Origin of the sequence: Paenibacillus hemerocallicola, from assembly GCF_006265175.1 — a bacterium.
GTDB lineage: Bacteria > Bacillota > Bacilli > Paenibacillales > NBRC-103111 > Paenibacillus_AB > Paenibacillus_AB hemerocallicola.
The window spans coordinates 79,685-103,454 of sequence record NZ_VDCQ01000023.1; the positions used below are offsets into that span (position 1 = coordinate 79,685).

General features: G+C 54.3%; 23 protein-coding genes and 1 pseudogene. 16 read left to right on the forward strand and 8 right to left on the reverse strand.

From position 1 onward, the window contains the following. Window positions 1-5 precede the first annotated feature (5 nt). The gene (locus FE784_RS17550) at window positions 6-1,895 is read right to left on the reverse strand and encodes a sensor histidine kinase (protein WP_139603529.1); all 1,890 of its coding nucleotides are present in this window, start codon (window positions 1,893-1,895) and stop codon (window positions 6-8) included. Further along, entirely contained in the window at window positions 1,822-2,574 is a 753-nt protein-coding gene (locus tag FE784_RS17555) for a response regulator transcription factor (RefSeq protein ID WP_176706307.1), read from the reverse strand. The genes FE784_RS17550 and FE784_RS17555 overlap by 74 nt, the downstream gene beginning before the upstream one ends. Window positions 2,575-2,793: 219 nt before the next feature. Between FE784_RS17555 and FE784_RS17560 the strand changes: the two genes are divergently transcribed. The 7 genes and pseudogenes from FE784_RS17560 (at window position 2,794) to FE784_RS17590 (ending at window position 10,345) form a co-directional block, all read left to right on the forward strand. After that, window positions 2,794-4,137, forward strand: coding sequence for an ABC transporter substrate-binding protein (locus tag FE784_RS17560; protein ID WP_139603531.1), 1,344 nt, complete (start codon window positions 2,794-2,796; stop codon window positions 4,135-4,137). 208 nt (window positions 4,138-4,345) lie between these two features. Next, the gene (locus FE784_RS17565) at window positions 4,346-5,230 is read left to right on the forward strand and encodes a carbohydrate ABC transporter permease (RefSeq protein WP_139603562.1); all 885 of its coding nucleotides are present in this window, start codon (window positions 4,346-4,348) and stop codon (window positions 5,228-5,230) included. After that, a complete protein-coding gene (locus FE784_RS17570; RefSeq protein ID WP_139603532.1) occupies window positions 5,230-6,120 on the forward strand; it encodes a carbohydrate ABC transporter permease in 891 nt (296 codons plus the stop codon). The genes FE784_RS17565 and FE784_RS17570 overlap by 1 nt, the downstream gene beginning before the upstream one ends. A 215-nt stretch (window positions 6,121-6,335) precedes the next feature. After that, window positions 6,336-7,703, forward strand: coding sequence for a sulfatase family protein (locus FE784_RS17575; protein ID WP_139603533.1), 1,368 nt, complete (start codon window positions 6,336-6,338; stop codon window positions 7,701-7,703). A 415-nt stretch (window positions 7,704-8,118) separates the two neighbouring features. Continuing rightward, a pseudogene (locus tag FE784_RS17580) lies at window positions 8,119-8,346 on the forward strand (Tn3 family transposase); the annotation flags it as partial. Window positions 8,347-8,508: 162 nt separating this feature from the next. Further along, a complete protein-coding gene (locus FE784_RS17585) occupies window positions 8,509-9,033 on the forward strand; it encodes a hypothetical protein (RefSeq protein ID WP_139603534.1) in 525 nt (174 codons plus the stop codon). Between the two features lie 916 nt (window positions 9,034-9,949). Next, window positions 9,950-10,345: a peptidase M56 BlaR1 gene (locus FE784_RS17590; protein ID WP_139603535.1), complete on the forward strand. Its 396-nt coding sequence runs from the start codon at window positions 9,950-9,952 to the stop codon at window positions 10,343-10,345. A gap of 292 nt (window positions 10,346-10,637) precedes the next feature. Here FE784_RS17590 and FE784_RS17595 read toward each other — a convergent pair whose 3' ends face one another. Further along, a complete protein-coding gene (locus FE784_RS17595; RefSeq protein ID WP_342779114.1) occupies window positions 10,638-11,051 on the reverse strand; it encodes a transposase in 414 nt (137 codons plus the stop codon). A 12-nt stretch (window positions 11,052-11,063) separates the two neighbouring features. Beyond that, window positions 11,064-11,243 carry a hypothetical protein gene (locus FE784_RS17600; RefSeq protein WP_218103786.1) on the reverse strand — a complete coding sequence of 60 codons (180 nt, stop codon included), beginning with the start codon at window positions 11,241-11,243 and terminating at the stop codon, window positions 11,064-11,066. 315 nt (window positions 11,244-11,558) lie between these two features. On the opposite strand from FE784_RS17600, the gene FE784_RS17605 reads away from it, so the two are divergent. From FE784_RS17605 to FE784_RS17620, 5 genes are all read left to right on the forward strand, one after another. Beyond that, window positions 11,559-11,909, forward strand: a complete 351-nt coding sequence (locus FE784_RS17605) for a PadR family transcriptional regulator (RefSeq protein WP_176706309.1) — start codon at window positions 11,559-11,561, stop codon at window positions 11,907-11,909. Then, a complete protein-coding gene (locus tag FE784_RS17610; RefSeq protein ID WP_139603537.1) occupies window positions 11,893-13,212 on the forward strand; it encodes an FtsW/RodA/SpoVE family cell cycle protein in 1,320 nt (439 codons plus the stop codon). Before FE784_RS17605 ends, FE784_RS17610 begins: the two co-directional genes overlap by 17 nt. Window positions 13,213-13,287: 75 nt before the next feature. Next, window positions 13,288-13,419, forward strand: coding sequence for a hypothetical protein (locus FE784_RS42430; protein ID WP_281287115.1), 132 nt, complete (start codon window positions 13,288-13,290; stop codon window positions 13,417-13,419). A gap of 241 nt (window positions 13,420-13,660) precedes the next feature. Then, on the forward strand, window positions 13,661-13,933 hold the full coding sequence (locus FE784_RS17615; RefSeq protein ID WP_139603538.1) for a type II toxin-antitoxin system Phd/YefM family antitoxin: 273 nt from the start codon (window positions 13,661-13,663) through the stop codon (window positions 13,931-13,933). After that, window positions 13,917-14,246 (forward strand): type II toxin-antitoxin system RelE/ParE family toxin, encoded by a 330-nt coding sequence (locus tag FE784_RS17620; protein WP_139603539.1) that lies wholly within the window; start codon window positions 13,917-13,919, stop codon window positions 14,244-14,246. The genes FE784_RS17615 and FE784_RS17620 overlap by 17 nt, the downstream gene beginning before the upstream one ends. Window positions 14,247-14,331: 85 nt before the next feature. Here the strand turns inward: FE784_RS17620 and FE784_RS17625 are convergent, their stop codons facing one another. From FE784_RS17625 to FE784_RS17635, 3 genes are all read right to left on the reverse strand, one after another. After that, window positions 14,332-15,519 (reverse strand): MFS transporter, encoded by a 1,188-nt coding sequence (locus FE784_RS17625; protein ID WP_139603540.1) that lies wholly within the window; start codon window positions 15,517-15,519, stop codon window positions 14,332-14,334. A gap of 136 nt (window positions 15,520-15,655) precedes the next feature. Then, window positions 15,656-16,324 carry a LysE family translocator gene (locus tag FE784_RS17630; protein WP_139603541.1) on the reverse strand — a complete coding sequence of 223 codons (669 nt, stop codon included), beginning with the start codon at window positions 16,322-16,324 and terminating at the stop codon, window positions 15,656-15,658. Window positions 16,325-16,414: 90 nt separating this feature from the next. After that, window positions 16,415-17,251: a phytanoyl-CoA dioxygenase family protein gene (locus tag FE784_RS17635; RefSeq protein ID WP_139603542.1), complete on the reverse strand. Its 837-nt coding sequence runs from the start codon at window positions 17,249-17,251 to the stop codon at window positions 16,415-16,417. 583 nt (window positions 17,252-17,834) lie between these two features. Between FE784_RS17635 and FE784_RS17640 the strand changes: the two genes are divergently transcribed. Continuing rightward, window positions 17,835-18,065, forward strand: a complete 231-nt coding sequence (locus FE784_RS17640; protein ID WP_139603543.1) for a hypothetical protein — start codon at window positions 17,835-17,837, stop codon at window positions 18,063-18,065. 79 nt (window positions 18,066-18,144) lie between these two features. On the opposite strand, the gene FE784_RS17645 is transcribed toward FE784_RS17640, so the two are convergent. Continuing rightward, on the reverse strand, window positions 18,145-19,539 hold the full coding sequence (locus tag FE784_RS17645) for an extracellular solute-binding protein (RefSeq protein ID WP_139603544.1): 1,395 nt from the start codon (window positions 19,537-19,539) through the stop codon (window positions 18,145-18,147). A gap of 412 nt (window positions 19,540-19,951) precedes the next feature. On the opposite strand from FE784_RS17645, the gene FE784_RS17650 reads away from it, so the two are divergent. The 3 genes from FE784_RS17650 to FE784_RS17660 are packed head-to-tail and all read left to right on the forward strand — an operon-like array spanning window position 19,952 to window position 23,720. Then, window positions 19,952-21,136, forward strand: coding sequence for an MFS transporter (locus FE784_RS17650; RefSeq protein WP_139603545.1), 1,185 nt, complete (start codon window positions 19,952-19,954; stop codon window positions 21,134-21,136). A gap of 11 nt (window positions 21,137-21,147) precedes the next feature. Further along, window positions 21,148-22,542 carry a polysaccharide pyruvyl transferase family protein gene (locus tag FE784_RS17655; RefSeq protein WP_176706310.1) on the forward strand — a complete coding sequence of 465 codons (1,395 nt, stop codon included), beginning with the start codon at window positions 21,148-21,150 and terminating at the stop codon, window positions 22,540-22,542. Continuing rightward, window positions 22,539-23,720, forward strand: coding sequence for an amidohydrolase family protein (locus FE784_RS17660; RefSeq protein WP_176706311.1), 1,182 nt, complete (start codon window positions 22,539-22,541; stop codon window positions 23,718-23,720). The genes FE784_RS17655 and FE784_RS17660 overlap by 4 nt, the downstream gene beginning before the upstream one ends. The last annotated feature ends 50 nt before the right edge of the window (window positions 23,721-23,770 follow it).

The window sequence follows — 23,770 nt, forward strand, 5'->3', positions numbered from 1 at the left end:
GACTGTTACTCCGTCTTATTCGGCTGCGGGAACGTGAGCGTCACGGCCGTACCGAATCCCTGCTTGCTCACAATCCGCAGCAGGTCGCCTTGCCCGTAATGCAGCGAGAGCCGCTTGCTCGTATTGAACAGCCCGACGCGCTTGCCGTCCGGGGAATCCGAACGCAGCGCGCCGCGGACTTGCCCGAGCCGTTCTTCGGACATCCCCGGCCCGTTGTCGATAACCGTTACCTTCAACGCGTTTCCGATCAGACGGCATTTGATTTTGACGGACAATGTCTTATTCGCCTCGAGCCCGATGTGGATGCTGTTTTCCACCAAAGGCTGGAGGCTTATTTTGACGACGCCGCAATCCTCCGTTTCTTCGTCGATATCCCACAGCACCTGCAGCCGCTCGGCGAAGCGGGTGCGCTGCAACGCCACATAGCCGCGTACATTGGCCAATTCGTCCCGCAGCTTTACCGAATCGTCAGGCCCCCTAAGTCCGTATTCCAGCAAATCGCTGAGCTGCTCGATCATCCGGCACGCTTCGTTCGGAGAACGCGTGAGCTGAAACGTTTTCCAGTAAATCGAGTGAAGCGTGTTGGACATGAAATGGGGGTTCATTTGGGATTGCAGCGCTTTGAGCTCGAGCAGCTCCATTTTGGCTTGGCGCTCGGACAGCTGCATGCGCAAATATTTTTGCTCCAGAAACGTATCGAGAATGTTGCTCACGATCAGCTCGTACACGTCGCTGATGTACCCTGCCCGAGCGCTCGGCAACGGCTGCGGGTCATTCTGGTCGGCGGAATCGAGCACGTCCACGATGCGGAAAATTTGCCTGTAGTTTTTGCGCGTAATCCATAAAGCATACAGGACGCTCAGCAGCAGCGATGCCAGCGACAGCGCCACGGTAATGTAAACGATCGTGCGGGGCAAGCTATACAAAGCCCCTTTCGGGATGACGGACACCGTATTCCATTCGAGCCGCGGAACTTGCTTGAGGCTGACCCAGGCGTCGCGGTAAGGAATCCGGATCACATCTCCGCGCGCCAGCTCGTCGGTCCGGTCGATTGCGGCGTTCAGCGGCAGCGGTTCGTCCGACCCGGCAAAATGGGAACGGACAAGCGGAGTCCCGTTGCGGTCCGTCAAGTAATAACGGCTATCCGACCATTGATTCCATTGACCGAGCGCCGTCTCGAAATAGGAGGGCAGCACGTTCATGACGATCAGTCCGCGATACTGCCCCGAGCCCGATGCCGCGAATGGCTTGTAGACGGAAATGACCTCGGTGGCATGCTCCTTCCCGGAGCTCGTATGCAGCTCCCGCAGTTGGGTGGCGAATTCTTCCTCCCGGAACGAATGACTCCGATAATAGGAGAACCAGTCGCTGTCCAAAGAAACGGCGAACTGCTCCAAGCCGTCGCGGGTGCTTAAAAATCGGCCGTACGGGTTATCGTAATAAATGTAAATCGAATGAATATACGGCTTGGAGTTGGCCGGAACGTCGATGACGTTGCGCAGGTAAAAAAGCGCTTCCAACTCCTCGAACGAAAACGACTCCGAATTCAATATGGCCTCGAGTCGAATTTTGATCTTCGGATCTTTGTCGAACGACAGACTGAGCGAATCGAGCTCTGCCGGAATAACCTGAACGAGCTGGTTCATCTGATTGAGCTGGCTTTCGTTGTTTTGCTCGACGGAATAACGGATATACCGATCGGTAATAAATATGGTCAAGGAGCCCAGCACCGCAAGCGGGATGAGGGACAGCACGATGACGCGCCGGAAATTGTCCAGAAAAAACTTGCGCGCCAGCGCGGCATCGCTTTGCTTGACGTATTTAATGCTCGTGCTTGTACTGCCCGGGCGTCTTCCCGTAATATTGCTTAAAAGCGCGGATAAAATTTTTCGCATTGGCGTATCCCACCATTTCACTGACCTCTGCCGCTTTCCAACGTCCTTCCCGAAGCAGCTCGGCGGCTTTCTTCATGCGGGTCGCATGCACGTGCTCGGAGAAGTTGCCGCCCGTCACTTTCCGGAACAGCGAACTGACATAGCTCGGATTCATATGGACCATTAACGCGGCGTCCTCCAGCGTGGCCGTAGCGAAATCGGTCTCGGCGTAGGCGAGTATCCGCTGAATGACCGGGTGATCCGGGACGGTCGCGCCGTCGTTCGAATCCGTCGTTAACGGCTCGCCTGTCGTAATATGGGAAGCCTCGTCCAGCTCTTGCTTCAATTCGCTCAGAACGGTATGAAGGTCGTTATATTTCGCAGGCTTGACCAAATAATGGCGCACGCCGTAGCCGATCGCCTGTCTCGCCAGCTCGAAGTCCCGCAATCCGCTCAGCAGGACGACCTGCACGGGAAGCTTGCGCTGATGGATTTCTTTGGCCAGCTCGATCCCGCTCATCCGCGGCATCTTGATGTCGCACAGAATCGCGTGAATGGGGTGATGCAGCAAGTATTTAAGCGCTTTCTCACCGTTGTCGAGCTGGGTCTCGATATGAAAGCCGGCTTGCTCCCACGGAAAACAGCTGCACAGCGTGCTGCGCGTATCCGCCTCGTCGTCGATTACCGCAAGTTTATACATCGCTTCACCCTCCCCCCACATTATAGCCCTCTTCCGTAAACGGATACAATCCCAATGAATTGGCAATGCTAAGCGCATTATCCAAAGAAATGATACCCGATCCAATGAGGGGAGACTAAACGGCCGGCAATACCCAATGCGGGGTGCCTTTTAGTGAAAGCGGATTCATGTTAAGTTGAAATAGGCGCCAAACCATTCAGTCCATAAGGGGGATTTACCTTGAAACGCAAATTCCGTTATATATCGGCCGTAGCCGCTCTTAATGCCATGCTGCTTGTATCCGCTTGCAGCTCGGGAAACGGCGGCGATTCCGCCGCGGGCACGAACCCGTCTTCCGGCGGCGGCACCGGGTCGTCCGACAAGCAGGTTACGCTGCGCTTCGCCTGGTGGGGCAACGATGCGCGTCACAAGGCGACGCTTGCCGCGATCGACGACTACATGAAGAAAAATCCGAACGTCAAGATCGAAGCGGAATATATGGGCTTCGACGGCTACAACAAGAAGCTCGCCACGCAGCTCGCCGGCAACATCGCACCGGACATTTTCCAATTCACGTACGAGTGGACCGTCGATATGAACGAATTCATGCTCGATCTCGGCACCGTGAAAAATACGCTCGATCTGACCAAGCTTCCGGAATCCGCGCTGAAAGACTTCGGCTCCTATAAAGGCAAGCAAATTATGGCTCCGTCCGGGATGTTCGCGGCCACCACGTTCGTCAATCAGGATTTCATGCAGAAGTTCGGCATAGCCGCCGATACGGTATGGACTTGGGAGAAGCTGATCGAGGAAGGAAAGAAAATTCACGATAAGGAGAAAAGCGCTTACCTGCTGTCGGCCGATATCGACGTCATCAACAAGCTCATCCTGCAGCCGTATATTATGCAGAAGACCGGCAAGGGCTGGGTGAACGACGATTTCACGCCCGGGTTCGACAAAGCTCAGCTTCAGGACGGCTTGACCTATTTGTCCAATCTGTACAAGAGCGGAGCGATCGAGCCGTTCGGCGACAGCACGGCGTTCGTAGGCAAGATGGAGCAAAATCCGAAGTGGGTGAAGGGCGAAATCGGCATGCTGGTCGACTACGTCCAGTCTTACGACAAATACAAGCAGGCGATTCCGAATGCGAAGCTCGGAGTAAGCGCTTTTCCGGAAAGTCCGGGCGCGAAGCAATCCGGCAACGCGGTCATTGCCGGAACCGGGTACTCCATCTGGCAGAAGACGAAGTACAAGGAAGAAGCCGCCAAATTCATCAACTATATGATCAATGATAAGGATGCGGCCCAATTGCTGACGACCCAGCGCGGCATACCGGCCTCGACCGTGGCGAGGGAAGAGCTTCAGCAATCCGGCAACCTGAACGCCGATATATCGAAGGGGCTCGACATGGCCGTCGCCAAGAAGACGATCGCCCCTAACGTGGTCAGCACGAACGCGGAGCTGGCGCAGGTCGTCAAAGATTCGATCCAGCAGCTCATTTACGACAAAGTGACTCCGGAGAAGGCGGCCGATCAAATTTTGAAAGATTTCACTGCCAAGCTGAACGAGATGAAAGCGAAATAAAAGCCGAAGAGAAAGAAACATACGAAAGAGGACTGGCGACCGGCGCGATCCCCTTGCCGCAATTGCGCAGCCTGCCATGCAGGCAATAACGCGGCAGTTCACGGGGAACGCCGACGGCACTCGGCGGCGGTTCGCACCCGGACCGCCGTCCGGCTCTTTCGCGGGCAACCGACTTGCATACGGAAAGGAACAACCCCATGTGAGAAAAATGAATATTTCCATGGCCCTATGGGGACTCGTATTCGTATCCCCCTGGATTATAGGCTTCCTGGCATTCCAGCTTTATCCGCTCGCCTTGTCGTTTTATTATTCGTTTACGGACTCGACCGTAGTGAAGATGGGCAAGTTCATTGGACTCGACAATTACGTGAAGATGATGACGGCCGATAAAGACTTCTTCCCCTCAATCAAAGTCACGATCCTATATTCGCTTATCGCCGTGCCGGCCAAGCTCGCTTTCGCGCTGTTCGTCGCCATCATTCTGAATATGAAGAGCCGGGCGGTCAATCTGTACCGGACCGTCTATTATTTGCCGTCCATTCTTGGAGGCAGCGTCGCGATCTCCATCTTATGGAGGTTTCTGTTCATGAAGGAAGGCGTCATTAATCAGGCGCTGGCCGTCCTCCACATTCCGCCGGTCAACTGGCTGGGCAGCCCGAATGTCGCGCTCGGCACGATCAGCCTGCTCGTCGTCTGGCAGTTCGGCTCGTCGATGGTGCTGTTTCTGGCCGGATTGAAGCAAATTCCCGGCGAGCTGTACGAGGCCGCGATGGTGGATGGGGCCGGCAAGTTCAGAATGCTGCTGCAAATTACGCTGCCTCTGCTTACGCCGATTATTTTCTTCAATCTCGTCATGCAGACGATTAACGCTTTGCAGGAATTTACGGCCGCCTTCGTCGTCACGAACGGGGGACCGTTGAAATCGACCTACTTGTTCGGTCTGAAAATATACGATGAAGCGTTCCAAAATATGAAGATGGGGTATGCTTCGGCGCTGTCGTGGTTTTTGTTCGCGATGATCCTGCTGCTGACGCTGTTCATCTTCCGTTGGTCCAGATCGTGGGTCCATTATGAAGACGGGGGGAAATCCTGATGCCGACGCCGCTTGCCGCCCAAGTCCGTCCGAAAACCGCCGCCAGAGCACGCGCCGCCCGAGTCCGCAATGTGCTCAAGCATATCGCGCTTGTCGCGTTCGGCTGGCTTATGATTTATCCGTTAATATGGCTGTTCTTCAGCTCGTTCAAGACGAATGCCGATCTGTTCGGCTCGCTCAGCCTGCTGCCGGACAAGTTCGTTTGGGACTCGTATGCGAAAGGCTGGGCGGGTACGGGGCAATACGACTACGGAACGTTTTTCTTCAATACGTTCCTGCTCGTGATCCCGACGGTCTTGCTGACCGTGCTGTCCAGCATTCTGGTTGCGTACGGCTTCGCCCGCTTCCGCTTTCCGCTGCGCAACGTGATGTTTATTCTGATGATCTCGACGCTGATGCTGCCGCATACGGTCATCGTCATTCCGCGGTATTTGATCTTCCGCAACCTGGGATGGCTGGACAGCTACTGGCCGTTCATCGTGCCGGCGGCCTTCGGCTGCTTCCCGTTTTTCATCTTCATGCTCGTGCAGTTTTTCCGCGGCTTGCCGAAGGAGCTGGACGAATCGGCGGTCATGGACGGCTGCAGTCCGCCCGCGATCCTGTTCCGGATTTTGCTGCCGTTATGCGCGCCCGCGCTCATCTCCGCGGCGATCTTCCAGTTTATCTGGACCTGGAACGATTTTTTCAACCAGCTTATCTTCATTAACAGCGTAAAGAAATTTCCGCTGTCGCTGGCGCTCAGGATGTCGATCGACTCGACGGGCGGCACAGTGGAGTGGAACCAGATCATGGCCATGTCGGTGCTGGCGATCGTGCCTCCGGTGCTCGTCTTCTTCTTCTCGCAGAAGTATTTCGTCGAAGGCATCGCCACGACCGGGATCAAAGGATGACGGACAGTTCGCCATCGTTTTCCCGCTTTGCGCCGGCTTTAGTGCCCATTTCACCATTTCAACCTTATTTCTGTTTTCCCGCTTCATCGGCGGATCAAGTCGGTCTAAGCAGTAACACCAAAGTTCGTTAATGAGCAAATTCGGTTTCTTATTCCTCGGACATTGCGCTAGTATAAATAGGAGATAGATAGCGATTCGGAAGGAGCTGAGCATATATGGGAGCTAACGCGGAACAACCGAATGTGATCGTGTTTTTTACCGACCAGCAGCGATGGGACACGACGGGCGTGCACGGTAATCCGCTTGAGTTGACGCCCCATTTCGACCGGATGGCCAAGCTGGGGACGCACGCGGCATTGGCCTTCACCTGCCAGCCGGTATGCGGCCCGGCCCGGGCCAGTCTGCAAACCGGGCAATACGCGACCGCCTGCGGCAGCTATACGAACGGCATCCCGCTGCGCGAGGAGGCGAGGACGATCGCGCATTATTTCCGCGATGCGGGGTACGACACCGGCTACATCGGGAAGTGGCATTTGGCCGGGACGCGAACGAAGCCGGTGCCGGAGCATCTCCGGGGCGGCTACGACTATTGGCTCGCCGCCGATGCGTTGGAGCACACGTCCGACGCTTACCGGACGGTGCTGTTCAACAACGACAACGAGCCGGTCGAGCTTCCCGGCTATCGGGTCGATGCGCTTACGGACGCGGCTATCCGGTACATCGCGGACCGGCGCCGATCCGGCAAGCCGTTTTTCTTATTCCTGTCCTACTTGGAGCCGCATCACCAAAACCACCGCGACGACTACCCGTCGCCGGACATAAGCCGGGGCCGCTATACGGGGAAATACGTCCCGCCCGATCTGGCGGCGCTCGGCGGCAACGCTCACCAGCATCTGGACGGCTATTACGGGATGGTGAAACGGCTGGACGAAGCGCTCGGGCGACTGAACGACGCGCTGAAAAGCTTGGGAATGGATCAGGACACCGTCATCGCCTTCACCTCCGATCACGCGTGCCATTTCAAGACGCGCAACAACGAGTACAAACGTTCTTGCCACGAAAGCTCGATTCGGGTGCCGATGGCGTTCAGCGGCCCCGGCTTCGACGGCGGGGGGACGCTGCGCGAGCTCGTCAGCCTGATCGACCTGCCTCCGACGCTGCTCGACGCGGCGGGAATCCCGGTGCCGGACGTCATGCAGGGCCGATCGATGCTGCCGCTGCTGAACGGCCGGCGGGCTGACGACTGGCCGCAGGAGGCGTTCGTGCAGATCAGCGAATCCCAGGTCGGACGGGCGATTCGCACCCGCCGTTGGAAATACGGCGTCACGGCGCCGGATCGCGATCCGATCCGCGACAGCGGCTCCCCGGAATACGTAGAGCAATATTTGTACGATTTGGAAGCCGACCCGTACGAGCTGACCAATCTCGTCGACAAGCTGTCGCACGAGCCGGTACGTGTACGGCTTCGCGAGCGACTCGCCGCCCGGATGATCGAGGCCGGAGAGGCCGTTCCGCTGATCCGGGCGGTGCCGGCCGTCCCTTCCGGACAGTTGAAGGTATCTCCGGAGGAGATCGGACTGTGAAGCGCAGCGATGTACGGTGCGGCATAAGTTCGTATCACCGGATTCGTAAGCTTACGCGCAGATCGGTTATGGCGGCTTTCTCTTTGTTTCTGGTCCGGTATTATTATAGTCCTTACCGGGATATTCATTTATATAAAATTTAATAGGATGAACCTGAAATAGTATTGGCCGGGCAAAGGGAGGTTATCGACCGGACCGGTTACACTGAGGGGGATATTAGAGGAGTACGCTGAAAGGCGACTCCTCTTTTATTTTATCGAATGATAGACCGGATTGGCCGAAAACGTGGAAATTCAATCATTGCAACTTTTTCAAGCGACAGGAGTAATGATATGTAAACATATGTATACATATGTACTCTTGAAGGAGGAGCATGAATGATGGACGATTTTCGCTCGATTTTGGCTCCCCGGAACTAGTCCGGATCAAGGGGGAAATTGTGCGGCGATGGCCAATGACGAGTTTATTGGATATTTTGAAGGAAACCGATCTGCGCATTTCATTTACGGACAAGTTTAAGACGGTTGCCCACAGGGAGATATTGAGCCGGGAAACGCTGCAAAAGCGTCTCATACTTGCTCTTTACGGATTAGGAACGAATACCGGTTTGAAGCGTGTCAGCGCCGGTGATCATGGCGAAAGTGGGGAAGTTGATGCTTATGACAAGCTAGATGCGTGTTTTCACCCGGCTACAGAAGACTACGAGTTGGTTACGTGGCAAAACTATTGGTTTCCCGATTCAGCATATGCTAGCCAAAACGCTTATCTTGAACAAACATATAATTGGTAGAGGAGAATCGACATTATGAAAAATAAAGTACTGAAATTGAGTATTGCTGGCACTATTCTTTGTCTTGCCGCGCTTAGTCCGGTATATGCTAGTCAATTTCAGCCCATTACGAGTGAGAAAATTGAAAGAGAAGGCACACGCTTGACAACGACATGGGAGCAAAGTGAAAAGAAAGAAGTAGTGGAACAACTCTACGCGTCATGGCATAAAGGAATAAACAGACTATCCAATAAGGAAGCTGCGACCTTTAACAAAGACGATTTTAAGCTATATTTCGGCTTTGATATTCTTCAGCACTATACACAATATCTGAGCAATACTGAACAGCAATCGTTTCATATGGCTGTGAATCAGGCCAAAAAATCTTATCAAAAAGGCGATAAAGCCTATGGAATCCTGATTAGCAGTAACGAAAAAAGTGCCAAAATGATTTGGGAACGGAATACCGGTGCTACACATGTGGCCGAACTAGTCAAATACACCGATGAAAAACTAGGGCCCCTTTGGAAACTTTCGAATGAATTCGACATAACAGAGTAACCTATTGGTCATTTATCTAAGCCCTCGGCAAAAGCCGAGGGCTTTATGTGCGACGGGCAGTCGTAACTTTAGCGAGTCAATCGCTATGAGCATTTGTTAAAGGTGGCGGCTACGCTACCGTAAGGTAAACACGAACCGGGAGCCCGGAAGGATGCTTACGTTCGAAAAAAAGACCTTATAGGTGATATTCCAAAAACACCTGATGAAGCTATCGCCTTAACGAAAAAGCGTCAAACGGAAGGACCAGGGCAAGTCCCATTGTATGACGTGGACGGCAAAACAGTGATTGGTGTGTTTAAGTTCAGTGAAGTTAAAACTAGCGAGCAAGAATAACATTAATTGAGAGAGCAAGATTTGTTTCAGCCTGTTGGGGGAAGCCTCGACGGGTTTATTTTATTTTTAGATATCCAATGAGAATAAATACAATGAAAAGACTTAAGATGATAAAGAAATTTTACGCAACCGTGGGTCTTGCTGAGTGATCAACCACAATTTTTAAAGGGTTATCATCCCGGTTTTGTTGTGTGATTTTTTTTAGATGACAACTGATCGGATAAGATTGGAGTCTCTTTCGTCTCGAGCAACTACAGCGGCGTTCGTCCAGTTCATCCGAGACGCTGTGACGCGATCGGAACACTCTAAGGCACAGTATATATCGGAAGGGCGACGTCTAGATTTAGCATCGGCATGGCGGTGTTAACGAACAGTTATCATGAATTTATTAGGAATTTATCATCCTTTTTAAGGAAAAAATATAGTATAATTGGATTATGAAGCGAGTTTTTTTGATTATGTGGACGTTTTTCCGAGGTTAATCTGTAAAAATAATTATTTACCTTGCAAAGCATTTATACTGAATTACTTCGAACAACCTAACTCCGAGAACATTATTATTATTAATTTAGGAGGTAAACACATGAAGAATCTTTCAGTGAGAGTAAGACGAATCATTATTGTTGGTGGTGTCTTAGCACTAGGTGTTATCTTTGGGACATTTGCCATAAATACAACCAGTGCCAAAACAAATCAAAAGCCGACACCTGTAACAATCTATCCGAAAAATGAGAACGGAGAAACATATGGTTCGGCCTTATATGCCCGCACGGTTGAAGATCGACCGGAATTAATTGAAGCGACTGGAGAAGGCGGAGTAAGGGGCTACATTCGGAAAAAAGACTTAGAAGTCGAACTGCCAAAAACACCTGAAGAGGCTCTCGCCTTTAACAAAAAGCGCCAAGCGGAAGGCCCGCGGCAAATCCCATTGTACGACGTGGACGGCAAAACAGTAATTGGTGTCTTTAAGTCCAGTTAAAAACTAGTAAGAAAGAAGAATAACCCTGACTCTATAGGCTTTCGAAATTCAGGATAATATCAATGTTTTTCCAATTATTGGGTTTGGACATACCATAGGTACTCCTACTCGAAGAAAACTTAATTTTTGTCAGTTTTTATACTACGAAGAATTTCTTGCGAATTGGGTGTGTCCCTCTTCCCGTTCAAATAAGGACCTTATTATTGAGATTATTCAAGAACTTATAGATAGATACTCCATTAAAGGTATACGTCTACAGAGCTGTTGATTAACCAGAATATGTAATGCATTTTCAAGTAATGAGTGGTGTATCTGGAATCAATAGTTTGAGGCGAATTTGCCACTCAACAGGAAGCAGGCCAAGTACAAGGAAACGCGAAAACGGAACAAACGAAAGAACAACATGCCGAGGCAAGCGTGAGTTCGCGCCATCGTACAACCACTTCAACAACACATAAACGATCAAAGCTCCAAATAGTTGACCGTATACGGCATTTTCGGTGGTGCCAAACAACGTGGGCACATTCAAGTGTTGTTTAATCCAACGGAAAAACACTTCTATTTGCCAGCGGGCTTTATAGATTTGGGTAATTTGTTCGGCGGTAATCTGCATCAGATCTGTAACGACACGAATCTCTCGGCCCTCAAAATCATTAAAGATGATTTCCTTGGCTGACGGCGTCCCGCAAGGAGCCGGGGCCGGAATCGTTCAAATTGGTTACCTCGTACACCTCGCCGCCCCTTCCCCCGGTCGTGTACATGCCGCCGCCCTCGGCCCCGGGAACGCGGGCAGCAAGCCGGCCGCAGCCGGTTCCGCCGAGTAAGCGGCCGGTTGGAGCAGCGTCACCGCGAAGACGGCGGAGAGCAGCAGAGCGATCCTTTTTTTGACCTTGTCCATCATTCACAACTCCTTTGTTAGCGTTTTCACTTCAATTAACATGTTACACAACTGCAAATTTGCATATATAGGCTTAACACGGCTTTGTATAGGTCGGTCATGCCTTTTGTAATTTGCGCGGCCCTCAGGCGGTGACCTGTGCAAGCTTACGATCGACATAAGGAGTGCATCCGTGTATATTATACATAGTAAATCTATGTATAGTAATCCTATGTATCGTCCTCTTCTGCGTTGACGCGAAGGAATCGTTGCATGATTGCATGATCACCGGTCGCGTCGAACGCGGAGAAGCAAAGCGACGGAAGGAGCACGCCATTGAAGCCGAGCAAAGAGTTGATGAAAGGGACTACCGGCACTTTGATTCTCACCGTGCTGATGGGCAAGCCGATGTACGGCTACGAGCTGATCAAGGAGCTGGAGCGGAGATCGGAAGGGATTTTTTCGCTCAAGGAGGGGACGCTGTACCCGATTCTCCACGCGATGGAGAGCGAGAGGCTGGTGGAAGCCTACTGGACGGAGGCGGACGGGCGCAAGCGGAAATATTACCGCATTCTCGACGAGGGGGTCAAGAGGCTGCAGGAGAAAAAGGCCGAATGGCTCGTCTTTCGCCGAGCGGTCGATTCGGTTCTTGGAGAGGGGGGAGCCATCCATGCGGGAACACGATGAAATCGATACGTTTCTGAACCGGGTATGCGCCCATATCCGGTCGCGCGACATGCATCGGGATATTCGCCAAGAGCTCGGCGCCCATCTGGAAGAAAGAATAAGCGATAAGCAAGCGGAGGGCCGTTCACGCGAGGAGGCCGCGGCTTGGGCGATCGCGCAGATGGGCGATCCCGTTATGCTGGGCAAAAGACTGCATTCCATACATAAGCCGCGCACCTATTGGGGATTGCTCGTCACGATTGCGCTGCTGTCCGTCATGGGCTTGCTGGCCATGTGGTCCGTCGATACCAGCTATCGGGATTCGGCGCTGTTCGGCGGCGTACAATTCGCTCAACGGCAGGCTCTGTATGTCGTACTGGGCGTGCTGATCATGCTCGTCCTATACTTTTGGGATTACCGCAAATTAAGGAAGGGCTCTTGGATTCTATACGCTGCGACGCTCGGTGGCATAGTCGCGACAACGATATTCGGGTTCAGCGTAAACGGAGTCAGAGAGTACATCGTTTTCGGTCCTATATCGCTGAATGGGATCGCCCTAGGCCCTTATCTGCTCGTTATTGCAATTACGGGCATTCTGATGAACGGCAGTCTTGACAAGGCAAGACGGCGAAGCGTGCGATTATCGCTGAAGCTGCTGGTTCTGGGCGGGCCATGCGTCCTTTTTGTCCTGATCCGCGCTTTGCCCGAGCTTGGTATGTACTCGGCGGTTATGCTCGTTGTGGCGGGTTGGCTTACCGGCAAATGGCTGCGGAGCGGGTTGGCCGCATTGGGCGCCGCCGGAGCCGGAATGCTGTTCGTATGGAACGATCCGTATTTGCTGAAGAGAATCGGGGCGGCCCTGTTTCCGTCGCAGGACCCTCTCGGCAACGGGTATATGTATATGCAGCAGCTTGCCGCGATCCGCTCGGCCGGCTGGCTCGGGCACGGCTTCGGCGCCATGCCGGAGCGGCTGCCGCTCATTCATTCCGACATGCTGCTCCCTTATTTGATATACAGCTTCGGCTGGGTCGCGGGTTTGCTCTTGATCGGGGCGGTCGTCTGGCTGCTGGCGCGGCTCGCGCATGCAGTACGGGTCGTTCGCGAGCCATACGGTAAGGCGCTCTTCCTTGTCTTGTCGATCGTGCTCGCGCTTCAGCTTGTGTACGGACTGGCGATGATGAGCGGGCGGGTGATGCTGGTCAGTCTCCCGTTCCCGTTTCTCGGCTACGGCAGTCATCTGATGATGGAATTTGCCGCGGCGGGGCTGCTGCTCGGCATTTATCGGAGGAAAGATACGATTCCCGCGCATACGGCGGCGGAGTAATCGGTCAGGGCGGCCAGCGCCAAGCCGTCGTCTGGGCATTAATCCTGTTGGCCCGGTTAATTAGAGCTTTTAATAATGATCATGTCGGCAGGCCTGTTCAAATTGATCATCGTCATCTGCTCGCACATAGAAGTGGACGAGTACTTAAAATCGGATCGGATCCAATACTTGATCACGCCGAGCATTCGACCGGATCGGAATTTGTGATTGACGGAGGATGGGGAGCGCAGTGATCGCTTGATGTCCTGTTCGGATAAAGCAAAAGCAAGAGATTGCAATAAAGGGGCTTTCCCGGAGTCTGTGAAGACTGGGACAGCCCCTCTATTCGTTTACGGAGGGCAAATGCTGAGCCGCATCACAAATAGCGGTAAGCGAAAGGTAGCAATCGCAGTTGATTTGATGATATAATATCGTCATAATAATGATATTTAAAAAGGAGTTGGAGAAGATGAATATAAAGCCGTCTACTACAATTCGACAAGATTATAATGGCTTTTCAAAATACTGCCATGAAATAGATGAGCCGGTTATCCTTACACGTAATGGTGAAGCTGATTTGGTTGTGATGAGTCATGAAGCATTTCGACGCATGGAAGCCAGGATCAAGCTGCAATCGAAGTTGTTGGTTGCAGAGAAGCAGGTTGCCGAGGGAGAGCAGTTAATTGAACACGACCAAGTTATAGCAGGCATGCGGAGGAAGATCAATGCCGCAAAAGAGTAAGGTCAAATATACTCCTGCAGCAGTCGATGATATGGACGAGATTTTCTCGTTTATATCGCAAGACAATGTTTCAGCAGCAGAAAGCTTGTTGGAAAAGTTGGATCGTCAAATTGCAAATTTGGCCGATTTTCCAAATATGGGTTCGGTGCTATCGGATGAGGAATACACGCTCGTACAGCGCGGTTATAGATTTATTGTCGTTCATCCCTATTTGGTTTTTTACAGGATTATAGATCATGCCGTAGTCATCCATCGCATTTTGCATGGACGTCGAGATTATTTGCGAGAGTTGTTCGGGTCGTTGGAATCATAGGTGCAAACACGTCTAAATCAAGCAGCCGCTCGAATGGGAGCGGCTTTTATCCATTTTACTTTGCCAAAGGCGTGCGGAGCTCCGGTCAGCGCGCCGACGCAGGAGCCGTTTCGCTCCCGGCCGCCCTTCTGCCCCGCTCCGACATAACCGAACGCGACAGGAAGAAGGCCAGCCGGAGCAGCGCGACTGCGCTGAAGCAGGCCCACAGGGGCAATACCGTTACGAGTGCGCCGGCGATAAGCGGTCCGATCGCCATGCCGAGCTGCATGACCAGCTGGAAGTCGGAGAAGTAGGCCATTTCCGCCTTATGCTTGCCGGCTTCCTCCATCATCATCGTTTGCGTGGACACTTCGCACACTGCGAGCATGAAGCCCGTCCAGCCCTGAGCGACGACAAGCAGCCAATACGCTTCGATGAAGCCGTACGGGAATGCGCACAGCAGCATGCCGATCAGAGCTGCGGAATAAATTCGCATCGTGCCGTACCGTTCCATCAGCTTGCGGACGAGCGGCAGCGCCAGCGCGGAGACGATCCCGGCGGTGACGACGAAATAGCCGATCTGCGTATTGCTCAGGTGCAGCGTCTTGACATGATAAATCGTAAAGAGGGACGGGGTCATATAAATGCCTGCGTTGTTCAGCGCCATCCACCAAATTTTGCCGTCGCATTCCCGGAAAGGCCGAACCCCTTGGAAGCGGATCTTCGTCTTCTCCCTGGGCGCAAGGCTCGCGATCAGCGACATCCCGGCGAAGGTGGACAAGCAGCCGATCAGCATCGAGCCCACGTAATTATATGGAAAATAAGAATCGGTCGCGTCGAGCGCATAGCCGATCAGCAGCCCGCCCGCCGTCGTGACGAACAGGGCGATAATTTTGTTCCGGCTGAACAGGGCGGGAAACTGCTGAGGCTCGATGACGCGGCGCAAAATGGCCGGCTGCTGGGCCGACGTGACGATTACGGAAACGGCGTTGATCGACCAGAATACGAGCAGCACGGGGATCGGATTGGGCAGCAGGACGGACAGCGCCATGCAAATAAAGGCGAACTGGCGTACGTAGCCGCTTGTCAGGAACACGCCCCGGGTCACCGGCAACTGCCGGGTGAGGAAAGCGAGCGAGAGCGCGCAGAAAAGGGCTGGAAGCGAGTTGGACAGGGCGATTTCGAAGTCGCTGGCGCCGAGTCTGGCTATTAGCACACCCAGGAAGGTGAAGAACGTTACGCTTTTGATGTTTTGCAGCAGTGCGTCCAAATAAATGCGGGTCGTCGCCTTCATGTCGGGTTTGTCCTTTCCGCTTGCTCGGGCGTTTGCCGACGGATGGTCGGGCGGGAGAGGCGTATCATAAGTAAGTGTACTCCCGGCAACGGCCGAAACATATGGACATCACCCGCAAAAAACATGGATTATCCGCTCACATGGCGCCGCTGCGGAATAGTTCGTTCCACCCGTCCCAAAACACCTTGGCGGCAAAATAAAGAAACAGCAGCGCGGAGCAGAACGAGAGCGCGCGGACGAGCTGCGGTCCGGCCCACGAGCCGGACACGCTGCTGATCCAGGCCGCGCCGAACGACCAGAGCAAGCCGGCGGAGAAGAAGCCGGCGGCGAAGACGAGGAGACCGGGAACATCGTGCCCGATGTTCATGCCGGCGACGATCGGTCCGGCGACGAGCGCGAACCAGGCGATGGCGGTAGGCGACGCCATGGACAGTCCGAGTCCGATCAGAAAATGGCGCGGCAAACTTATACCGGCTGCCGTGGCTGCCGCGGGTCCGCCAACGAGGGCTTTGAGCCGCCACGTTTCGCGGATCATTTTGAACGCGAGGAAGAGCAGTGTCACCGTACCGGCAATCCACAACACCCATTTTGCCGCGGCGAGCTCGAATACGGCGCCGACGCCGAGCAGGGCCAGCGACATATACAGCAGGTCGCCGAAGCAGGAGCCGAAGCCGATCGCGAACGACGGCTTCAGCCCTTTTTCGATGCCGGTTTTGATGATGGCCGCATTGACCATCCCCAAATCGAAGCAGAGGGAGAGCGAGAGCAGGAAACCTTGAGCATACGGAAGCGGCAAATCGGACATGGGCACCATCCCTGACGCGTGAGCGGGCAATAGAAGTATTATACACGATGGATCGCGCAGGCGGGCGCTATTTGGAGCGGTTCACGTCCGTTAGTGAGCATATGCGGTCTGCGCCGCGCTTCCGCCGAGCCAAAATTTTTTCAGAGGAACCATGGACGATTCCGGCACGTAATATTTGAAGCAATTGTCGCTGATATCGCCGAGCAGCTGCCGGCGGATCGGGTCGGCTCCTTCGAGCAGAGCCTGCGAAGTTCGGTGGTAATCGATCGGGCGAATCCAGAGCGGACTGTAGCCGATGAACAGCTGGCGGCGCGTGAACGAGGAACGGTTGCGGGAGCCCGCATGCCATAGATTTTGCGGGAATATGAACGCGTCGCCCGGCTTGCCGCATATTTGCAGCTCGCCTTCGAGCGGGACGCTAACATCGGTTTGCACCGGGTGGAAACCGGGCTTCCGGTGGCTGCCCGGAATGATCTTCGTATTGCCGCGGTCCGGCTCCGACATGTCGCTCAAAATGTAGCAAATTTTCACGTAATATGGGGCGGTCAGCCCGCCGATCTTCGGAAACTGCGGGTGAGGACCGTCCTGGTGCCAATTGATGAAGCTGCTCGTCTCCGTCTTCGCGTCGTCGGGATTCGGCTCGCGAACGGTCAGATGGGAAATGTGCAGCTGGATGTTGTAGCCCACCAGGTTGACCATGAGAGGCAGCAGCGACGGATGATCGATCAGCGACAAAATGGACGGATCGCGTTCGACGCTGTTGTATACGTTGTAGGCGAGCGATTTCGGCTCCCCGGCGATAATGCGGTCGATGGCGGCGTTCAGCTCCGCAACCTTCGCCTCGGACAGTGCGCCCCGCAGCAGCAAATAGCCATCCTCCTCGAATTGCTCGGTCAGTGCCGGAATGTCCAGCGGCATGTCGTTCATGTTTCATTCCTCCCCTTTATTTACTCGAGTAATAATTAGTGCAAAATAAGTGGAGGGCCATCGTTCGACCTCTCCTTCATGATGAGTACAGCTATTATTTTACTCGCGTAAAAAATAATTTCAAGTATAAATTTCAATGCAGAAGCCAATCAGGCGCTGCTCCGGTCGATTGCCGGAGGATCAGTTCATGGTCGGCCGTGAAGCCGGAACGGGCGACCCCTCGTTCAAACGGCTTATGATCGCGTCGATCGTCGCCTGGCCGAATTCTGTTCGCGGGCAATGAATCGTCGTCCCTTGCTTCGATGTACTTTCACGATATCGGGGGTTGGGGGCTGTCAAGCCGGGAGTCGTAAATCGAAATTTTTATTATTTTCACATTTTCACATTTGTGTTACACTTTTTTAAGGTAACTTTAATATTCGTGGTATAAAATATTTCCAAAATCAATGGAATATTGAATACAGTCTTTTCGCATAATGCGATATACGCGGTTGAAAGCGGACTTTCGGCCGGAAAGGGTCCCGTCGCAGGCTTGCTCGCGAGGCTTGGCTTTTCCGGAACGTTACACGAGGGGGGATTTCGCATGAAAACATTGATCCATTTTCAGAACAAGCTGGTACCGGTGTACGTCATAAACGCAACGTCCCAAAAATCGTTCAAGTTATTGCTGGAAACGTTGGAGACGAAATTCGCAACCGGCAAATCGGCGATGAAAAAATGTTTGGCATCGCTCATCAGCATCGAGATCGACGGCGGGGAAGCGATCCTGCACAGCTTCAGGGAAGAAGATTCGCTCGCCTTGTCGCTTTATTAAAACATGTGAAACGGCTGCTCCCAGGCTTGGCGCCTCGGGAACAGCCGTTTTTTTGTTTTGCGAACAATTGCGCCCCGCCTTACAGCTTCTCCTCGAGCCGCTGCAGGACGGTCTCCAGATCGTCCATTCGGGACCAGTAAAACTTCATTTCGTTGCAGACTACGGCCATGTCGTCATACGGCATGTTCAAATCCGTGTAGTAGCGGTAGGTAGGGATAATATCCCGATGCATCGCATAATGCGGAGGACGTCCGGGGAAAAGTCCCTCCTCCGCCGGTTCGTCCGTCGCAGCTTGCTTCAGCGCGGGGATGCGCAGCGTATGGTTGCGGATGCTGCGCTGCGCCTCATAGGAAAGCATATGGCGGATAAAAGCCTGTGCGGCCTCCTTGTGCCTCGACTTCGCGCTGATGCCGAGCGATATGACGTGGAGCAGCGTTCGCGGCTCCTTCAGATAAGGAATCGGAGCGATGTCGTAGGCAAAGGGCGAATCGCTCAGCAGGTGCAGACGATCATAGGTGGTAAGCACCATCGATACTTTTTGATTCAACAGCAGCCGGCATTCGTCCCGTTCATCGTCGGCCAGAAAGGACGGGAAGAAGCTTTGATCCCCGATAATTTCCATCATGCCCCGCATGCTTTCGATGAATTTCGGGTCGCGGAAATGGTAGCGCCCCTGTTCGTTCCGTTCGAAGGAAACTCCGTTTTGCACCAGAAACAGCGGCCACCGATTGTCCGAGGTCACATGGAAATAGAGACCGAGCCGGTCCTTGCCTTGCGACAGACGGATGGCGGCTTCCTTGATGTCATGCCAGGTCCAGCCGCTGTCGGGCTCCGCCACGTTCAGCTCGCGGAAATGGTCCTTGTTGTAGCACAGGATGACCGGAGAATAAACGACCGGCTGCGCGTACTGCTTCCCACCATGCGCGAACGGAGCGTGCAAAAATGGAAAAACCTCTTCAACCGGCTCGATGGGCTCCAATATGCCACCTTCCCCGCCTTCGCCGGCCCCTTTCATCAATCGTTCGAAATGAGGCAGATTCAACATCATAATATCGTAGCTCTCCGTAAGCAGCTCGACTTCGTGCTTATCTAGAGAGTAAGGCAGCCGCATCTCCACGGGCTGCACCTGAATGCCCGGATGGCTTCGGGCAAATTGTTCGACCAGCTCGGGCAAATGCATCGTGTTTCTTACCGTCGGATAATAGCCCAAACGGATCGTAGCCGTCTCGGTCCCGGCGGAAGCGGCGACTCTGGTGCCGATGCGGGGCACTTTCTCGATCAGCCCCTCGGCAACCAGCACATCGAGTCCCTTGCGTACCGTGAAGTTGCTTAGATTGTAGTGTTCGCACAAAGCCAGCTCGGAAGGCAGGAAGTCGCCCGATTTCCGAAGGCCCGACACGATTTCTTTGCGTAACGTATCGATCATCTGCTCGAGCTTGCTGCGGGATACCGTGCGTTTTTGTTTGGTAATCAACGAGAAGAACCTCCATGACGATGAATGCGGATGCGGCAAAATAGCGGCATCGTTTTAAAGCAGAGTGCTTTATTAACGATTCAGACGTTTTTCTCATTTTACCGTACTTTAGTTGGCTTGTCGACATGCAACAAATTCGAAAACAGTAATATACCTCATTCTACTTTGTTTTGATTTTAAAGAGCATGATTGAAACATTGCGCGAAATGTGGGTGTGCGAGCTTGAAGGCGTGATATTCGTAATAAAATCACTTGATTTTAGTCCGAAACCTCTCAATCCCGCTCGAAAAAAACCATTGACACCGTTTGACGAACGGGGATATACTACAACTGAAAAAAATCAAAACAAAGCAATATAATACGGGGGTTCAACTTTTGCTTTAAATATGTTTTTGAGGGGGGCTGCTCTCGCTTGTATGAGCGGATAAAAGATTGGGGTACAAAAGCCGATAAGCCGCTCTGCTTCACTTCGGCCTATTATGCGCTGATTTTTATGGCGACGGCCGCGTTCATCTCGTATTTGCCTTTGTTTTATGCGGAGTTGGGCATCGGGGCTGCAGGAATCGGTATGTTGACGGCGCTGTCCTCTTTGGTCGGAGTCGCTGCTACTCCGCTATGGGGCACCATCGGCGACAGGGCGAAGGTGAAAAATCGGATTTTGTACATATGCCTATTGGCGACCGCTGCTGCGGTTTGGTTGATTCCGCTGTCGGGAAGCCGGTTCTGGCTGCTGGCCATCGTCCTGTGCCTATTCTTTTCGTTTCAATCGGCTATCAATCCGCTCAGCGACGCTATAACGCTGGAATTGGCCGCCAGACACCGGTTCCGGTTCTCTGTCGTTCGGACGGGGGGAGTGTTCGGATTCGCGGTTATGTCGGTGGTGGCCGGCAGTCTGATTGCCCGCAGTACGACCGCCATGTTTCTTTTGTACAGCTTGCTGACGGTCGCAGCCTGGTTATGCTGCACTCGCCTGACTGAGGTGGAAGGCCGCCAGCGCGACAGACGGATCATCCCGTTCTGGGAGGTGCTGCGCAGTCGGTCCTTGCGCCGCCTGTACGCTTACGTACTCGTGCTCGGTACGGCGCTCGGCTTCTACATTTCATTTCATGCGATATACACCGTCAGACAAGGGATTTCCATGGAATGGCTCGGATTGACGATTACGGCGGGCTCGTTAAGCCAGCTTCCGGTCACGATCTATTTCGACAAGCTGCACGCGCGGCTCGGTATGAACCGGCTGCTCCTGATTGCCGGCATGCTCCATGCCCTGCGCTGGCTGCTGTACGCATGCTGGCTCAATCCTTACACGCTGTTGTTCCTTTCTCTGCTTCACGGGGGAACGTTTATCCTCGTCTATATGTGCATCGCTCGTTATGTGCATGAGCATATCCGCGCCGAGCTGAAGGTGAGCGGCCAAATGATGAACTTTATCGTCCTGAACGGGGCGGGACGGATCATCGGCGCTTTGCTGGGCGGCGCGGGCGCCGAATATTTCGGGTATGGCACCGTCTTCGCGGCATTGGGCGCATGCAGCTTGGCGGCGGCCGTTATCTTCGGGCTGTCGATGCGCAAGCGCCATAGCCGGATATTGATATAAGGAGCATGTGGATGGAGAAGCATTTGTTCGCGGCGTATGCCTGGAGCTTTCACCATGTCGGAGATACGAGCATTATGCCCGGACTTCTGAGCACCGTTCATCGGCAAAAGCCCGGAGTGCCCGTACACGTTATGGCCTATCAGGTCGAGTCGCATCGCGATTATCCTCAAGTCGGGACGTATTTGCGGCAGTTTTCGCCGAACAGCACGGTTCATCCGAACGTATTTCGCCGGATGCTTCAAGACAACGAAGCGGGATGCGACGCCTGGCGGTCTTTTGTACAGCGATGGGGAAGGCTCGCACTGGAAAATTTTGAGAAGGGCCGTCTTGGCGAGCGGGAAAGCGCCTATATCGCCCATGATCTGCTTGAGCGATTGCCTTTGGAACTGTTGGAAGAATTGCGGCGGAACAAGCCGGAGATTGCGATGGCGATCGCCGATGCCGGCTTCGCGGTATACAACTCCTCAACGTCGCTCAGCTACGGTCGCCTCGGAGTACGCAATCTATGGAAAGCCATACTTCCGATGATGATGCCGATGCTCATAGCCCGCGCGGCCAATGTGCCGTACGGATTCAGTCCCTTGTCGTTCGAAGCGCTGGATTGGCCGATTCCGCTTCTATACAGGCCGTTGTTCGGAGATGCCCGATTCCTGTACTGCCGGGATTCCGATTCTCTGCGGCATTTGCAGCAGCATGGCCTATTGAACCGGAGCTCCGGAGTGCGGCCCGACAATTGCCTGTACTTCGAAGGCGATGACGAGCCTTGGGCGGAGAGCTTCATGGAGGCGCACGGATTGAAGGATAAAGGCTTCATCGGTCTGATGCTGCGCATCCCCGACCCGGCGCCGGGCTCCGGCGATCCGCTGACAAGCTCGGTAAGTGCCGGACGGATTGCCGGACATATGCGCAAGAATAAAGAGTTTTTGGAACGATGGATAGCGGAGACCGGCATGAAGGTGCTGATCTGTCACGAGACCACGGCTTCGATCAACATGTCGCGGGAAGCGTTATGGGGCATCCTGTCCGAGGAAATCCGGGAGCACTGCGTCTACATGGACGATTTCTGGAATGCCGGGCAAGCCCGTTCCATGTATAGGAGGATGCGCATGCTCGTCAGCATGGAGCTTCACTCGGCCTTGCTTGCTCTGACTGCCGGAACTCCGGTCATCCATCATCCTCTGTCCGAATCCGGCCGCAAGAAAGAAATGCTCCACGATTACGGCATCGGGGACTGGCTGCTCGATATGGACGCATGTACGTCTGACGAGCTTGCGGCCGTCGCGGTCCGCATTCATAAGCATTATCCGGAATCCGAACGGCGGGTTCGGGAGCTGATGTCCGCGCTGCGGCATATGGGCGACGCCACGGTAAGCGAAATGGCGCTTAACTGGAGATGCGACCCATGAGTCGGGGGATGACGTCCTATCTGCTCCAAGTAGGACGGCTCATAGACGGTACCGGAAGGGCGGAGATAGCCGACGCCTCCATTCTGATCGAGCAGGGCCGCATCCGCTATGCGGGTCCCCGGCGGGAGGCGCCGCCCGCCGGGGATGCGGTCGTCATGGACGCGGAGGAGATGACTGCGCTTCCCGGCTTGATCGACGGGCACAACGGACTGACGGGCGAGATGAGCTCGGTGTCTGCGCTTAAAGGTTACCTGGAACACGGAGTAACGACGGTTGCCACCTTTCTCGGCAATGCGGCGGGCAGAGCCCCGGCCATTCCGCTTCGTGAAGCTATCCGCAGAGGGGAACTGCCGGGATGTGCGAGCCTCGTCGTCGGCTATATCGTGAACGGCTCGAACGCCTTCCAGCGCGGAGAGACGGCGGATGGTCCTTGGGAGATCCGGCGCGCGGTTCACAGGGCTGCCGAGGCGGGAGCGGATTTTATCAAAGCCGCCGCTACGGGAAGCTTCACGGATGTCCGGCACCGGACCTATACCCGGGAGGAGCTGGAGGCGCTCGCAGACGAAGCGCACAGTTGGGGGCTTCCCGTCGTCATCCATGCGCATACGCAGCCCGGTCTGGACCGCTCGATCGAAGCCGGGGCCGATCTGATCGTTCACGGCTGCTTCGCGGATCCGGCGGCCATCGATCGCATGGCCCGGCGGGGCGCGACGTATATGCCTACGCTGCGCGTCACGAGCGCGCGCAACGTATCCGGCTTCTCCGACGAGCCTTCCGTATATGCAAGCATGTCGGAAGCTCAGCCCGCGCATCGCGCAGCCGTTCGCCGGGCGATACGGAATGGCGTCGGAATAGCGCTGGGCAGCCATGGTCCGGGCTTGAAAAGCGTTTGGCCGCACAGCGGAGAGACGACCGCCTTCGAGCTGGCCGAGCTTGTACGCTGCGGGCTGTCGCCGCTGCAGGCGATCTCCGCGGGCACGCTGCAAACCGCCCGCGCCTTCCGTCTGGACGGCCGGCTAGGGTCGCTGTCCCCGGGCAAGCAGGCCGACGTGCTCTGCATTCGCGGCAATCCGCTGCAACGGATCGAGCTGCTGCGGGAGCAGGAGCGGGTGGCGCTCGTGTTCCGCCACGGCCGGCTCGAATACGTGGGAGGTACTTTCCGCGGACGTCTGCAATAATCAGAGCCGCAGTACTTTCGCGAACCGGTCCGCGGCGCGTACCGCAAATG

Bases quoted from the DNA above. Each gene is read 5' to 3' on its own strand.
- FE784_RS17550 (WP_139603529.1), bottom strand. From the start codon at position 1,895: ATGCGAAAAATTTTATCCGCGCTTTTAAGCAATATTACGGGAAGACGC.
- FE784_RS17555 (WP_176706307.1), bottom strand. From the start codon at position 2,574: ATGTATAAACTTGCGGTAATCGACGACGAGGCGGATACGCGCAGCACG.
- FE784_RS17565 (WP_139603562.1), top strand. From the start codon at position 4,346: ATGAATATTTCCATGGCCCTATGGGGACTCGTATTCGTATCCCCCTGG.
- FE784_RS17570 (WP_139603532.1), top strand. From the start codon at position 5,230: ATGCCGACGCCGCTTGCCGCCCAAGTCCGTCCGAAAACCGCCGCCAGA.
- FE784_RS17575 (WP_139603533.1), top strand. From the start codon at position 6,336: ATGGGAGCTAACGCGGAACAACCGAATGTGATCGTGTTTTTTACCGAC.
- FE784_RS17585 (WP_139603534.1), top strand. From the start codon at position 8,509: ATGAAAAATAAAGTACTGAAATTGAGTATTGCTGGCACTATTCTTTGT.
- FE784_RS17590 (WP_139603535.1), top strand. From the start codon at position 9,950: ATGAAGAATCTTTCAGTGAGAGTAAGACGAATCATTATTGTTGGTGGT.
- FE784_RS17600 (WP_218103786.1), bottom strand. From the start codon at position 11,243: ATGGACAAGGTCAAAAAAAGGATCGCTCTGCTGCTCTCCGCCGTCTTC.
- FE784_RS17610 (WP_139603537.1), top strand. From the start codon at position 11,893: ATGCGGGAACACGATGAAATCGATACGTTTCTGAACCGGGTATGCGCC.
- FE784_RS42430 (WP_281287115.1), top strand. From the start codon at position 13,288: ATGATCATGTCGGCAGGCCTGTTCAAATTGATCATCGTCATCTGCTCG.
- FE784_RS17615 (WP_139603538.1), top strand. From the start codon at position 13,661: ATGAATATAAAGCCGTCTACTACAATTCGACAAGATTATAATGGCTTT.
- FE784_RS17620 (WP_139603539.1), top strand. From the start codon at position 13,917: ATGCCGCAAAAGAGTAAGGTCAAATATACTCCTGCAGCAGTCGATGAT.
- FE784_RS17625 (WP_139603540.1), bottom strand. From the start codon at position 15,519: ATGAAGGCGACGACCCGCATTTATTTGGACGCACTGCTGCAAAACATC.
- FE784_RS17630 (WP_139603541.1), bottom strand. From the start codon at position 16,324: ATGTCCGATTTGCCGCTTCCGTATGCTCAAGGTTTCCTGCTCTCGCTC.
- FE784_RS17635 (WP_139603542.1), bottom strand. From the start codon at position 17,251: ATGAACGACATGCCGCTGGACATTCCGGCACTGACCGAGCAATTCGAG.
- FE784_RS17640 (WP_139603543.1), top strand. From the start codon at position 17,835: ATGAAAACATTGATCCATTTTCAGAACAAGCTGGTACCGGTGTACGTC.
- FE784_RS17655 (WP_176706310.1), top strand. From the start codon at position 21,148: ATGGAGAAGCATTTGTTCGCGGCGTATGCCTGGAGCTTTCACCATGTC.
- FE784_RS17660 (WP_176706311.1), top strand. From the start codon at position 22,539: ATGAGTCGGGGGATGACGTCCTATCTGCTCCAAGTAGGACGGCTCATA.